This window comes from Steroidobacter gossypii (assembly GCF_016801985.1).
Classification (GTDB): domain Bacteria; phylum Pseudomonadota; class Gammaproteobacteria; order Steroidobacterales; family Steroidobacteraceae; genus Steroidobacter; species Steroidobacter gossypii.
The window spans coordinates 581991-596013 of the sequence record NZ_JAEVLS010000003.1 but is presented as its reverse complement, the minus strand read 5'-3'; the positions used below and the strand labels follow the sequence as shown (position 1 = coordinate 596013).

Annotated in this window: 10 protein-coding genes; 5 read left to right on the top strand and 5 right to left on the bottom strand. The window is 63.1% G+C overall.

From position 1 onward, the window contains the following. Nucleotides 1–113: 113 nt before the first annotated feature. From JM946_RS16455 to JM946_RS16445, 3 genes are all read left to right on the top strand, one after another. The gene (locus JM946_RS16455) at nucleotides 114–2591 is read left to right on the top strand and encodes a TonB-dependent receptor (protein WP_203168430.1); all 2478 of its coding nucleotides are present in this window, start codon (nucleotides 114–116) and stop codon (nucleotides 2589–2591) included. Beyond that, on the top strand, nucleotides 2588–3700 hold the full coding sequence (locus tag JM946_RS16450; protein WP_203168429.1) for a YdcF family protein: 1113 nt from the start codon (nucleotides 2588–2590) through the stop codon (nucleotides 3698–3700). The genes JM946_RS16455 and JM946_RS16450 overlap by 4 nt, the downstream gene beginning before the upstream one ends. 364 nt (nucleotides 3701–4064) lie before the next feature. Then, nucleotides 4065–5180: a glycoside hydrolase family 43 protein gene (locus JM946_RS16445; RefSeq protein ID WP_203168428.1), complete on the top strand. Its 1116-nt coding sequence runs from the start codon at nucleotides 4065–4067 to the stop codon at nucleotides 5178–5180. Here the strand turns inward: JM946_RS16445 and JM946_RS16440 are convergent. Further along, entirely contained in the window at nucleotides 5113–6471 is a 1359-nt protein-coding gene (locus JM946_RS16440) for a DUF4403 family protein (protein WP_218042900.1), read from the bottom strand. The two genes, JM946_RS16445 and JM946_RS16440, sit on opposite strands and share 68 nt — an antisense overlap. Before the next feature lie 264 nt (nucleotides 6472–6735). Here JM946_RS16440 and JM946_RS16435 point away from each other — a divergent pair, with 264 nt between their 5' ends. Next, nucleotides 6736–7140 (top strand): YciI family protein, encoded by a 405-nt coding sequence (locus JM946_RS16435; RefSeq protein ID WP_203168426.1) that lies wholly within the window; start codon nucleotides 6736–6738, stop codon nucleotides 7138–7140. On the opposite strand, the gene JM946_RS16430 is transcribed toward JM946_RS16435, so the two are convergent. The 4 genes from JM946_RS16430 to JM946_RS16415 all read right to left on the bottom strand — a co-directional run bounded on the left by JM946_RS16430 (nucleotide 7137) and on the right by JM946_RS16415 (nucleotide 10805). Beyond that, nucleotides 7137–7910 (bottom strand): type 1 glutamine amidotransferase domain-containing protein, encoded by a 774-nt coding sequence (locus JM946_RS16430; RefSeq protein WP_203168425.1) that lies wholly within the window; start codon nucleotides 7908–7910, stop codon nucleotides 7137–7139. The genes JM946_RS16435 and JM946_RS16430 overlap by 4 nt on opposite strands. Before the next feature lie 74 nt (nucleotides 7911–7984). Beyond that, nucleotides 7985–8983, bottom strand: a complete 999-nt coding sequence (locus JM946_RS16425; protein WP_230979742.1) for an NAD(P)H-quinone oxidoreductase — start codon at nucleotides 8981–8983, stop codon at nucleotides 7985–7987. Between the two features lie 62 nt (nucleotides 8984–9045). After that, complete coding sequence (locus tag JM946_RS16420) at nucleotides 9046–9585, bottom strand: DUF2087 domain-containing protein (RefSeq protein WP_203168424.1); 540 nt, start codon at nucleotides 9583–9585, stop codon at nucleotides 9046–9048. Nucleotides 9586–9809: 224 nt separating this feature from the next. Next, a complete protein-coding gene (locus JM946_RS16415; RefSeq protein ID WP_203168423.1) occupies nucleotides 9810–10805 on the bottom strand; it encodes a sugar phosphate nucleotidyltransferase in 996 nt (331 codons plus the stop codon). 546 nt (nucleotides 10806–11351) lie between these two features. On the opposite strand from JM946_RS16415, the gene JM946_RS16410 reads away from it, so the two are divergent. Continuing rightward, nucleotides 11352–14021: a TonB-dependent receptor domain-containing protein gene (locus tag JM946_RS16410; protein ID WP_203168422.1), complete on the top strand. Its 2670-nt coding sequence runs from the start codon at nucleotides 11352–11354 to the stop codon at nucleotides 14019–14021. Nucleotides 14022–14023: the final 2 nt, after the last annotated feature.

Here is a 14023-nt window from a genome sequence, read left to right as displayed (position 1 = left end):
ACGAATGACGCTCGCAATTTTTCCATCCCGCTCGCTGCCCGCGCCTATCCATATTCTGTAACAAACCTGTCGCAGAATATCCTGCTCCGTCGTAGCGATTCACGATTCTGATCATGCTGTATTTGTACAAGCGTTCCATCGCCCTGCCCGCCATTGCCCTCGTGTTGAGCACGCCTGCGCTATCGACTGCGCAGGAGTCGACAGAGGTCATCGATTCGGTCGTGGTGACTGGCTCGGCGCGCGCGCAACGTCGCTTCGATGCCTCCTACGCGGCCAATTCTCTGGCGGCGGAGGACGTGCAGAAGCTGGCGCCCAAGAGCTTCGCGGATCTGCTGGCCAACGTTCCGGGCATTCACGTCGAGTCCACCGGCGGCGAAGTGCAGAACATCACTCGCCTGCGTGGCATCCCGACCGATCGCGGCTACATCATCTTCCAGCAGGATGGCCTGCCGCTGTTCCACGAGATCGACGGCCACTTTTTCAATTCCGGCGAAGGCATGCACCGCTTCGATGTCATGAACGAGCGTGTCGAAGTCGTGCGCGGCGGTCCGGCGCCCATCTACGCCAGCGGCGGCGCGGCCATCGTCAACAACATCATGCGCGAAGGCGGCGAGCAAACCGAAGGCAGAAGCCAGTTGACCATCGGGGACACCGGGCTGTATCGCGCCGAAGCTTTCCAGTCGGGCGCGCTTTCCGATCGCACCTACTATGCCGTGGGCGGATTCATGCGCCAGCACGACGGCTATCGCGACAACGGCTTTCCCAACGACAAGGGCGGTCAGCTGCGCGCCAACATCAAGCACCAGCTCGATAGCGGCTGGGTGAAGCTCAGCGGCACTTTCGTCGAGGACCACAATGTTTTCTATCTGCCGATTCCGGTCGCCGATCCTCGCAACCCTTCCGTGAGCCTGGATCCTTACATCGATTACTTCGAGGGCACGATGAACTCGCCCTCCTTGCGCAACGTGACGCTCAAATATCTCGACTCCGCCGGCACGCTGCAAAGCCTGCACCGGGACCTGGGCGACGGCCGCCACATGCGCTTCCAGAATGTCGGCTTGCAGTACCAGAACGAGGCGAGCGACTGGACCGTGTCGTTCAAGTCGGGCTACACGCAGGGCAAGCTCAGCTTCGATGCGCTGTACTCGACGACCAATCCAGTGGACGGCAATGTCTTCGCGAACGGCTTCATGACTGCCGCGCGCAACGCGTTCGGCCCCGGCGTCTCATCGCTGCGCTATGCATTGGCAGGCACCGATGGCGCGACCGCTTACGACCCCTACTCGGCTTCCGGCCTGGTGATCTCCGGCCAATACCGCGCGATCGAATCGGAGTTCTATTCGGCGCAGGCGGACCTGAGCGCGGCGCGCCGATTCCAGACCGGTCTTGGCGCGCACGACGTGAACTTCGGCGTTTACACCTCGTTCTATGGAACGACGGCGTTCACCGCCTATCAGGACATGCTGCTGGAAGTCGCCGGCAAACCTCGAACGCTGGATCTGGTGGCCTATTCGGCGGACGGCGCGGTGCTCGGCTCCGTGACGGACAACGGCGTGCTGCGCTATACGACCACGCTCAACGCCGGTGAAGTCGATGCGAAGGTGCTCGCGCTCTACGCCAACGACACCTGGGAGCTCACCGACCGGTTTCGTGTGGACGCAGGCGTTCGCCACGAACGATATGATTACGACGGCTTCGCCGAGCAGACCGAGAGCGCCAATCTCGGGGATGCCGCGACGCTCGCCGACAACACCACGCAGCGCTTCAGCGGCGGCACTCAGACACGCAACCTCCAGCCCTCGATCACCAACTGGACGGTCGGACTGAATTACGACTTCTTGGACAATCTCGGCGTCTACAGCCGCGCCTCGCACGTGGAGATCGCGCCCCAGTCCGGCATCGCCCGCAGCATCAATCCCACCATCGTCGAAACCAAGCTCGATCAATACGAGCTCGGCGTGAAGGCTACGCTCGACAACTCCTATCTGTATCTGACGGCGTTCTATACCAAGTTCGATCCGCTGAACGCGTCGTTCGTGGCGTTCAATCCCACCACCGGACGCAACGACCAGTCGGTGCCGTTCATCGGCACGGCGGTCTCCAAGGGCATCGAGCTCGACGGCCTGTACGCGCCGACGAACTGGTTCTGGCTGGCCACCTCGGTGACGCTCAGCGATCCCGAGTACAACGATCTGCAAAACAGCGCCGGTGCGGACCCCAGCGCGGTCAACGGCAACCAGATCGTCCGTGAGCCGAAGCTCTATGGGAACGTCCGCCCGACCTTCGCCTTCGACGTGGGGGACGCGCAGATCGAGGCTTACCTGCGCTATGACTTCGTCGGCAAATCCTATGTCGACCTGTTCAACCAGACGGCGCTGCCCTCGTACCAGACGCTGGGCTTCGGCGTCTCGTGGAAGCGCGGACTGTGGGGCCTGCAACTGGTGGGCGACAACCTGACCGAAGAGAAAGGCTTGACCGAGGGCAACACGCGCACCGACGCGCTTGCCGGCCAAGGCTCGAGCGAGGCCATCTATGGCCGTCCGTTGTTTGGCCGCAATTTCCGTCTGGTCGTGCAGCGGGACTGGGAATGAGAGGCGCGCTGTGGGTATGCGCCGCCCTCGCCGCTTTCCAGCCGAGCCTTGCGGCCACCGTGGAGGACGGCGTCATTGCGGCGCTCGGCCAGCGCCTGTTTCCGGTTGTTTCGTCAATGCATCGAGCCGACACGACGACAAAGGTGCGCTCGATGTTCACCGAACGGGATCGTCGGCTCTCCGAATGCGCGGAGGATGCGCCTTGCAGGCTGGATGCATCGCGATGGAGCGCAGATGAAATCAGCCTCGTGGCAGGAATGGCCACGGCTCGCGAGCGCAGTGAGGCCATCCGCCGCGAACTGACGGGTCTGAACGCCATCCTCGATGTCTACGGCAAGGGTGGCGTTGCGCGCTATCCGAAGATCGACGGCCCCATCGCAAAAGCAGGCAGCGAGCGATTGGCCAACGATGTGGCTGTGGCGGCACTCATGAGCGAGGTGGGCCGCGATGAAGCGGTCGCCGCGCTGGATCCGAGCATCGGCTTTGCGCTCGCGCTTCTGGATGTAAACGATCATCTCGACGCCATCGCCTTCGAGCCAATCGATGGCGGACTCAATGCCGATGCATTTCAGCACGCGCGAACACTGAACTGGTCACGCTATCCCTACACCGCCATCATCGTGCTCGGCGCAGGACCGGAAGATCTGCTGACGCCGCTCAGCGCGCGCGGCAAGTTGCACATCAAGCTCGCCGCGAGACGCTACTTCGATGGGCAGGCGCCCTTCATCATCCTGAGCGGCGGCGCCGTACATCCGCGTGATACGAGCTATGTCGAAGCGGTCCAGATGCGCCATGCGTTGATCGAACGGTTCAACGTGCCGGCTCAGGCCATCGTGATCGAGCCCTACGCACGGCATACCACGACGAACCTGCGAAACGCCACGCGACTGCTGATGGCCTTGGATGCGCCGATGGATCGTGACGCGCTGGTGCTGAGCAACCCTCGGCACATCGACTATGTGCAAAGCGCCGAGTTCGCCACGCGCAACCAGAACGAGCTGGGCTATCAGCCAGGCAAGCTCGGCCGGCGGACTTCACCCTTCGATGTCACTTTCCGGCCGTCACAGGATTCAGCGCGAGTGGATCCGCTGGATCCTCTGGATCCCTGATTCACGAAGTTTGAAGCTCGCTCACACGGGGCTGAAACGGGTGATTGTGTTCGCGTAGATCCGCATCACGGGGATGGGCGGTCCACCCGGTACTCCGCGCCGTCGCCGATCTGCTCGGCCTCGCGCGCCGGTGTGATGACCGGCCGGTTCCCGGCAAACGCGCATTCTCACTGCGCTCCCGACGGCGAATGCGACGTCGCACAGCTTGCGAGCACCAGACAGCACCACGCCCGCAAGCTGCGCAGTCCTGTGATTGTCGTTCCAGCCCTTCTCAGCATCGCCCGCGGTCGATCACGCTACCCTTGCACATCTTGTCTGAATTATAAGATAAATCGGGTTTACAGATCCCGCAGGACAATCTCGGATGACATGGCGGAACGCATACAAGGTGGCCTGGGCCGTCGCTTTGACCGCACTGCTGGCGGCGTGCGCACGGCTCGGCGCCGATTCGATGGCGGCGCCACGCGCGACTTACACCAATCCGCTGCTGCCCTCGGGTCCCGATCCCTGGATCACCCAGGTCGACGGCGTCTATTACTACACGCACACGCTGGGCAATCGCATCGCTCTATGGCGTACGGTCGATATCGCGACGCTATCCGAGGCAGAGCCGTTGGTGGTGTGGACTCCTCCCGAGAACGGGCTCAACGCGCATTCCATCTGGGCTCCGGAGCTGCATCGCCTCGACGGCAAATGGTTTCTGTATTACACGGCGACCGCGAGCGGCTTCACGGATGACGCGCATCGCGCCGTGTTCGTACTGGAGAATGCGTCCGCTGATCCCATGAACACGCAATGGATCGACCGCGGCCGCATCAACACTGCTTACGCAGGCATCGACGGCACCGTCTTCAGTCATGGCGGCAAGCGATATTTCGTTTATTCGCCGTACACCGACACGGACACGTCGCTGGCGATCGCGGAGATGGCAAATCCGTGGACGCTCGCGGGTCGCGAAACCATCATTGCCCGCCCCGATCGGCCCTGGGAGCAACAAGGCGGCCGACAGATCGTCGAAGGCCCGGAATTCTTGCTCGGCCCCAACGGCGATTTGTTTCTAACGTATTCCGCCAGCGCGTGCTGGTCGGACGATTATTCGCTAGGCCTGTTGCACGCCGCGCCTGGCGCCGATCCGCTCGATGCCGCTGCATGGAGCAAATCACCGCAGCCCGTATTGAAGAGCGCCAACGGCGTCTACGCCACCGGCCACAACGGCTTCTTCGTGTCGCCCGATGGCGAGGAAAACTGGATCATCTATCACGCCAATTCCGGCCCCGGCATGAAGTGCACGTCGAAGCGCGCTCCGCACATCCAGCGCTTCGGCTGGACCGACGAAGGCTGGCCAGCCTTCGGTGAGCCCGTGGCCGAAGCGACGCCCTTGCCGGTGCCCTCGGGCACGCGGCGATCTGAGCTCAACCGCCGACCATCACCTCGGCAGATCCCTGCAGCAGCACCGACAAGCGAACCACCGATCCGCTGACTTGCGGCTCGTGCACGGAGAGCTGATCGATGCGCCCGAGCAGGCGTACATCGCCCGACAGCTCCCGGTTCAGTTCCTTGCCCATCGCGGCGCGGACCTTCGCAATGTTTTGCGTGAAGTCACAGCGGATGGCTGTGCGAATGAGCTCACGTATTGCAGGCTGCTGCGCCACGTCGATGAGACTGTCGGCGAGTCGGCCGTTGGTCGCGGGATCGAAGTCGAGCGCGCTCAAGCTGATGACGTTGTTTGCGTCCACCACGAGCGGCGCCGTCGTGAAAGTCACCCGGCCCTTCACATCCAGCCAACCGAAGAGGTCGATCCGATTCCAGAAACCCCGGTTGCTGTCCAACGCAAGATCGAGGGCCACACGCAAGCCCGGTCCCGACGAAGCGAGCTCGAGGCTGGACAGCTCGAGCGTGGCTCTGTCGCCGTCGATGTTGATTGCAATGGGCGACAGCGTCTCGATCCGATCTTCAGCAAACCTCTGCAGCCGAGCCAGCGGCACATCCACCGGCAGCTCGACCTCGAATCGAGGTCGCTCACGGGCGATGCGCGCGAGCGCAGGCAGCGGCGTCGGCCGCCCCTGCATGTGTGTTTCGCCCAATCCCAGCTGCGGCACTCCTGAAATCACAAACGAGGCCTTGGCGATGTTGGCTGTGGTCTCGATACCGCTGAAACCGATGCTCGTCGGCGTGAATCTCGCCCACATGTTGCGCTCGGGATCGATCTCGAACGGCGTCTGCACCTGGCGCCAGACCTTCGCCACCTGCTCCTTGATCCTGGCCTCGGCCAGCCAGCCCGGGATGCTCGCTTCCAGATCGTCGAGCATCCGGCGCAACTCGGGCTCCGCCTGGCCGCCCACCGTCACGGGAATGAGATCGAACAGCTTGAACTCGGGCCGATGCGTCCAGCGCAAGCGCGTGTCGATGTCCATGATCGGCTGCCAGTCCGGCGTGATGTCCGGAGTGACATCGGCGCTGATCACGGCGCCGCCTCGCAAGGTCTGCGTGACGTTCTTGCCGATCTCGCCCCGCCCCTGCGCGGTGACCTCGGCTTCCAGCGGAACGCTCAGCGTGAGCTGCGATCCCGAGCCACGCAGCGTGATGCGGCCGTCGCGCTTGAGCCAGCCGCGCAAGTCACATTTGATTTCCGGCGAGCGCCTGGTCTCGAGCGAGTTTGCCGCCATACAGACTTCGCCGCGGCGATCGATCGTCTCGAGGTGCTGAGGGATGCGTTCGTTCAGCTGTCGTTCGATGGCCGCGAGATTGATCGCGATCGGCACCGAAATCATCGAAGGCGGAGCGCCACCAGAGAGTGCGTTGCCGCGCCCGACGCTCGCGCAGAGCGAGAGCGTCGAACATAAAACAATGAGGGCAGGCTTCATGCAGCACGCTCACTGATGAATGACTCACGGACGACTCCCCGCTATCTGTCAGCATTCGCAGCAACCTCTCACCGGGCGTCTCACTGGTTGCGGCATCCTCGCGCGCTGCAGGCATTCCCATCCATCTCTGATATTCTGTGTATCCGTACAGTGAGCTGATGGAACAAAGCAATGAGCCAACCCAGCACCCGGTCCGCCTATCTGGTTCTGTCCCGCGGCCAATGGGACGAGGACAAATCCCCAGCAGAGATCCAGCAGGCCATCGATGCGTTCTATGTCTGGCACGACAAGCTGGTGAGCGAGGGCAAGATGAAGTCGGGCTCGCGCCTTCAGCAAGCGACCGCGTTGGTGTCCAAGCACGGCGTCACCGACGGGCCGTTCGCCGAGACCAAGGAGGTGATCGGCGGCTATTGGTTTTTTTACGCGGACAGTTTCGAAGAAGCCGTCGCGCTCGCCGCGCAGAACCCCTGCCTCGCCTGCGGCCTGAGCTACGAAGTGCGTCCGCTCGAGCCCGAGAGATGCTCCGCGTACGAGCAGACCAACGAAACACCGGCGAGCCGTAGAGCGTCGCGCTAGTGACTCGGGCGGCGTCGCTTCAGGAGATTGACCATCTCCTGAGCGACGATGGCTGAGGACGGCAGGAACATCGCGGTGACGATTCTTTGGTCGATGACCGGGTCGTGCTTGTCAGGCAGATCGCTCTTGCCCAGGAACTCCGCTCCGCGAGCACGCAACCGATCTTCGACCAGGAACGGCAGCAGCGCACCGCCCCGGGTCCACTTGCTTTTGACCTCGGTGGAATTGGGAAAGCCCGTGACGCGTTTGCCGGTCACCAGATAACGTCCGTCCGAGAGTTTCACGTTGGCGAAACTGCCGGGCCCGTGGCCACCGCCTCCGACGACACCCTGGTTCTCGTAGATCCGAGCGATGATGGACAGCAGCCGCGCGTCCTCGGCGACATCGAACAGGCTGCCGGCGCCGCCACCGATGAACGCGGCGCTGTAGTCGTCAGGGTCGATCTGTTCCGGTTTGTGGGTGCGCTCCGCTTTGTGCCGAAAGCCCTCGTACCTGAGCGTGTAGTAGACCATGCCGGGCGGATCCGTCTCATCGGCATCCAGCGAGAACGGCACCGCGCCTCCCTTGGGAGAAACGAAGTCCACCTCGTAGCCATGCATGACGAACACGTGATGCGGCTCGGCGTACTCCCACAGATTGTTTCTCGCCGAGAACTCTCCTCGAGTCGCTCCATTCGAGAGAATCATCAGCACCCTGGCTTTGTGTTCCGCGGCCCAGGCCAGCGGGCTGACGAGCAAGCCGAGAATCAGCCACGCGCGCACGGTGGTCATTCGAGCTCCTTGTGAACGACCGTAGCGGTCGGCCACCTTCGGATGCGCCCGAGGAGCAAACGGTTTGAATGCGCTCAGGGCGTCAGCACCACCTTGCCGAAATGAGAGCCGCTTTCGAGCCAGGCATGCGCGGCCCCCGCCTCAGCCAGCGGTAACGTTTTGTCGATCAGCGGTGACACCTTGCCCGCTTCGATCCAGGGCCAGACGCGCTCTTCGATGGCGCGAGCGAGCCGGGCCTTCTCGTCTGCTTCACGGGCGCGCAAGGTGGAGGCGGTCAATGTTAACCGTTTGAGCATGACCTTGCGCAGGTCGAGCTCGACGCGATGACCGGTCAGTGTGGCGATCACGCTCAGCCGCCCTTCCGGCTTCAGCACTTCGATGTTGCCCTCGAAGTAATCCCGGCCGACCATATCGAGCACGAGATCGGCGCCGCCCGCAGCTTTCACGGGCTCGACCCAGTCACCGGCGCTGGCGTCGATCGCGATGTCCGCGCCCGTCTGCTTGGCTCGCGCGGCTTTCTCAGCGCCTCGGGCCGTTGCAAACACGCGCGCTCCGCAAGCCTTCGCCATCTGAATCGCGGTGACGCCGATGCCGCTGTTCGCACCGTGGATCAGCACCGTTTCTCCGGCGACCAATCGGCCGCGTTCGAACACGTTGCTCCACACCGTAAACACCGTTTCCGGCAAAGCTGCGGCCTGAACCATGGTGAGGCCCTTCGGGATCGGCAATGCATGTCGAGCATCGACCACCGCGAACTCTGCATACCCGCCGCCGGGCAGCAGCGCCGCCACCGGATCACCTACTGTCCACCTCGTGACGCCGCCGCCAATCGCCGCGACTTCACCCGCCACTTCGAGCCCCAGGATGTGAGATGCGCCGGCCGGCGGAGGATAGAAGCCCTGACGCTGCACGATGTCCGGCCGATTCACCCCCGCGCCTCGCACACGAATCAGGATCTGCCCTTGGACCACGGTCGGCGTCGGGATGTGCTCGATCGCCAACGCATCGGGGCCACCTTTACCGCCGCGGATCTCAATCGCGCGCATGGTGGAAGGAATGGTGTTATCTGCCATGAAACGAATCGTCCAGCCTGTATGCCAGGCTGGATCTTACCCAGGGTCTGCGTGTGCAGAAACTACGCCCGGCCGGACAGCCGGGCCAGCAACGGACTCAATTCTGCCGGCGGCTTCTGCTCGATGCGCCGGTATTCGCTGCCGTCCACGGTTCTGTGCACCAGGCGCCAGCCGATCAGCGCACGTCGCAACAGGGCGTGATCGCCAAACGCATGCCAGCGTTTGATCAGCTCGCTGATCTGTTTTTCCGTGAGGCCGGTCCGACTCGGCACTCGGGACCACATCACCCACAGACACAGATCCTGCAGACCGGCGCGCGTAGGCCATCGCAACAGTCGGCCTTGCGCATCGAACAGACGCACCGCTTTTTCAAGCAACTCGTAGTCGACGGTCGGTTCCGCCTGCACGGGCGCATCCAGTCGCTGCCGGGCCTCCATCACACCCTTGCAGTGCTGATAGTTCCTGAAACCGGCGGAGCGGCACAGCAGGTTGAGCATCTCGACATGCCCGGGCGGCTCGGGCCGCTTGCCGAGTTGCTCACGCAGGGATCTGGCGAAGCCCGACAGATCGGGAATTTGTAACGACAGGGCGACTCTGGACATGACTCATCCTTTTCGCGCCGTTCTCTTGGAGCGTCGATGGTCGCCGACTTTCGACCACGGCACGGGACAAGTGCGTGTCATTGGGAAATGGGCAGGTTTAGCTCCCCTGACGGGGCGGCGACGCCTCGGTGAACTGCAGACCGTGCCGCGATCATAGCGGCAACGCGACGCCAAGGCGATATCCGCCTCGGCGCCGGTGCTGTTGGGCGGGCTCTGGATGAGCCTCAGCCGGCCGCGTACTTGGGTGGATTGAGCTGGGTAAGATCGACAAACGGCGCACGCCGCCGTCCGGAATGTTCCGACCTCGGCGCGACATGAATCAGCGCCTCGGTGAGTCGACGCGGCGTGCCGAGATCGCTCCAGCCGCATGGCGGCACGGTGAGGACACGCAACATCGATGGCGAGCGCTGCAGAATGTCGCGTGAGAAATCCAGATCCGGCGCGTGCTCGTACAGTTCTGTGAGCAGGTCGTACTGCACGGACGGCCGGGAGGTGGCGATGATGTGTCGCATCTCGGTCACGAGACGGGGACAACGCTGTTCGAACGCTCGCAACAACGTGGCGCCAGGCGCCGCGAAGATGAAAGAGTTCCATACTCCGCCGCGAGCGATCAACGAACGTGCGACCGCCACACTCGGCTTCTCCACGAACTCGGTCACCACTCGCAGATCCGGATTGCCATCGGTCTCGGCCACGATGTAGCCCAGCTCCGGGTCCGCCTCGTCTGGCGAGATGCCGAGAATCACGATCCGATCGGTATGCCGTCGCACGATCCGCATCGCGGCCCGCAGACTCGCCGCCAGCGCTGCCTCGTTCCGCACGAAATGATCGGACGGCAGCACCAGCACGCCCGCCTTCGGATCTCGATGCAGTATCTGCAGTAGCGGCAGCAGAATGCCGGTGGCCGTACCACGATTGCGTGGCTGGCGTATGACGTTCTGGTCCGGAATGCGCAGGTCCAGCGCCTGCCACCACATACGGTGGTGCTCGGAGACCACGACGCAGGTGCGCTCGGCCTTTGTCACACTTTTCGCGCGGGTCAGCGCGTCATGCAGTAACGACACATCGCCGCCGAAAGAACAAAACTGTTTGGGCACGGACACGCCCGCGGCCGTCATGGTCAGCGACTGCAGCCTGCTTCCCTCTCCTCCGGCCAGAACCAGCGACCAGTCGTGGCCTGCGTTCGACAACATTCCTACGGGCTGCTGATCGTGAAACATGAGTCGGTCCCCTCCGGCTGCGTTGCTGGTCGGCATAGACTGTCCACTGTCCCGAAGCTTGAATAGATGTGATTGCCCCCGGAGATTTACGTAGAAAAACGGAGATTCTTCGGACCTGTTTTCAGTCGTGGTGTGGATCGATCACCGCGACCGCGATAGCTCGCTAACAAATGTTAGTTTTCAATTCTCACTCGTGATCGATACGCACGCCGTCCACGACTGCATGCGACCGACGAAAAAAATGGCGGCCGTGTTTCGTGACGCTCGCTGAGTGCAGCGACGAAGATGCCGAGGTGGACTCGATCCAAGGTGGCGTTCGCTTGTACTCGATCTCTGACGCTGGCGGCACCACGAACCCGACCTTCGTGCCCGCGGCTCGCCCCGCGTGCAAGCGGCATATCCGCGCCTTATGGCCCCAAACTCATTGCATATAAAGGCGAAATTCGCCCGCGCGGATTGTTGACAATTTCGTCAGCACTTCCTAGTCTGCCGCCACACCATAACAGCCCGGCTGCGCCCGGGTGCGGGACTGCAAGGGGGGGATCCATGCGTCGTCCAGGTTTATTTGGCGCTTGTGCATTGGTCGCGGTGAGTACGGCGACGGCGCAGGAAGTAAATACCGAGCAAGTCGTGGAACAGGTGGTCGTCACGGGCACGAGCATCCGTGGCGTGGCGAGCGCGGGAGCGCCGGTGATTGCGATGGATCGCGAGGAGCTCGTCTCGACCGGCCTCGCCACCAGCAGCGATCTGGCTCGCGCTTTGCCGCAGGTGTTGAACCTCGGCGCCGATGAAAGCCGCCTCGGCGGCGCGCAGGATGGCGCGGCCAATGCGACGCGCGTCTCGGGCATCAATCTGCGAGGCATTGGCAACGAAGCTACTCTGCTGCTCATCAACGGTCGACGCCTTGCCCCTGCCGGCATCATCAAGTCGCTCTACGATCCGAACGTGATTGCCTCGGCCGCCATCGAGCGATTGGAGGTCGTCGTGGATGGCGCCTCCGCCATTTACGGCTCCGACGCGGTGGCGGGCGTCGTCAATATCATCACCCGCAATGACTTCGATGGCGCGGAGACCCTGGCGCGCTATGGCGTGGCGGATGGCACGAGCCAGAAGATCATCAGTCAGAACTTCGGGTTCACCTGGGACAGCGGCAGTGTGTTCGCCGCATATGAGCACAATGAGCGCGACAACCTGTCCGGCGCCGATCGAGCCTTCGCCTCGCAGGACCGTCGCGCGCGAGGCGGATCCGACGCACGACCGAACCTCGCCAGCCCGGGCAACATTGTTTCTGGGACCACGCGCTATCCCCTGCCTGCCGGTCCGGGCACCGGACTCAGCCCTGACCAACTCACTGCGGGCGCCGCGAACCGATTCGATGAAGGAAGGTTTGCCGATCTGCTACCCAATCAGGAGCGCGACAGCTTCTTCGTGGACGCGCGCCAGGAGTTCGGCCGCTTCGACGTCTGGTATCAAGGCTGGTATTCGGAGCGCGAGTTCGATGAGCGCGTGGCGCCGGCGTCCGGGCAATTGCGTGTGCCGAACACGAATCCCTGGTTCGTGGCGCCGGCGGCGCTGCCCTCGGCGACCTTCGTCAACGTGGAATATCGTTTCCTCGCCGAAGACGCAGACCCGCGTCTGGAGGGCTATGAAAATGCGCAACAGAATGCCATCGGCGCCGGCTTCGACATGGGGAACGACTGGCGCATCGAAGGGTATGCCAACCTCAGCAAGAACCGCGGCTTCCAGCGCCGAGGCGCGATCACCAATGGCGCCGCGCTGAACGCGGCGCTCGCCAGCAGCGACCCGGCCACCGCTTTCAATCCATTCGGCGACGGCAGCTTCAATGTCACCAACAATCCCGCGCTGGTCGATCTCATCATCGCCAACCGCGACACCTGGGGCACCAGCGAAGCGCGCGATCTGGCGTTGAAGGCCGACGGTCCGCTGTGGCAACTGCCGGGCGGCGACCTGCGAGTGGCCATCGGCGTGGAGCGGCACGACAACGAGTTCCGCCAGACGCTCAAGGCGAACAACGTTCTGCCCTCGGGCGAGATCACCACCAAGAACATCTTGAACCGCCGCCACAACACCTCGTTGTTTGGCGAAGTGTTCGTGCCCATCGTGAGCGAGGAGCAAGCCGTGCCGGGCATACACAGCCTCAGCCTGTCGGTGGCGGCGCGGCGCGAGGAATATTCCGACTTCGGCTCGACCACCGATCCGAAGATCGGCCTGATCTGGCGACCGATCGAATCGCTGACCGCACGCGCCACGTATGGCACCTCGTTCCGCGCGCCCTCGCTGGTCGACACCAGCGAGCAGATCCACAACATCTTCATCCAGAACCTGACCGATCCGAACGGGCCGGGCGGCGTGACTCGCGGCATCTATCACAACGGCGGCCGCGCCACTTTGCAGCCCGAAGAAGCGACCACCTGGTCGGTCGGCCTCGACTGGCGCCCGATGGGCGCGCTGCAGGGCCTGACGGCGTCGGTCACCTACTACGATGTCGACTACTCCGATCGCATCGACGTGGTGCTCAACACGGCGCTCACCAACGCATCGGTGTACGGCCCCTATGTGATTCGCCGGCCACCCGCCAGCGATGTCGCGGGCACAGCGGCCTTCAATGCGCTGGTTGCGGAGTTCCTGGCGAATCCGGATCTGCAGAGCCCGGCCGAGCCAGTCACCAACATCAACGCCATCATCGACGGCCGCCGCGCCAATCTCGGCAGCATGAAACAACAGGGCGTCGATCTGAACCTGGGCTACAGCGTTCCCACTTCGTTGGGCGACTGGCGCGTCGGTCTCGATGTCGCGAAAATCCTCGACCTGACGCGCTCCATCGCACCTGGTCTGCCCTTCGTCGATGTGCTGGATACCTTCTCCAATCCGGTGGACCTGCGCGCCCGCGCCTCGGCGGGTTGGCGCATGAACGGCTGGGCCGCGAATCTGTATCTGAACTACATCGACAGCTATCGCAATACGGCGGTGACGCCCAACGTGGAGGTGGACGATTACAAAACAGTGGACGCGGCCGTCACCTACGATTTCGGTGACGAACGCGGCGCGCTGAGCGGCGTCAGCCTGTCGATCAATGGCCAGAACCTGCTCGATGAGGATCCGCCGGTGGTGTTGAACGGCATGGTGTCCTGGGACAATCAGAACGTCTCGCCGCTCGGCCGGTTCGTTTCTTTCGTGGTTTCCAAACGGTGGTGATT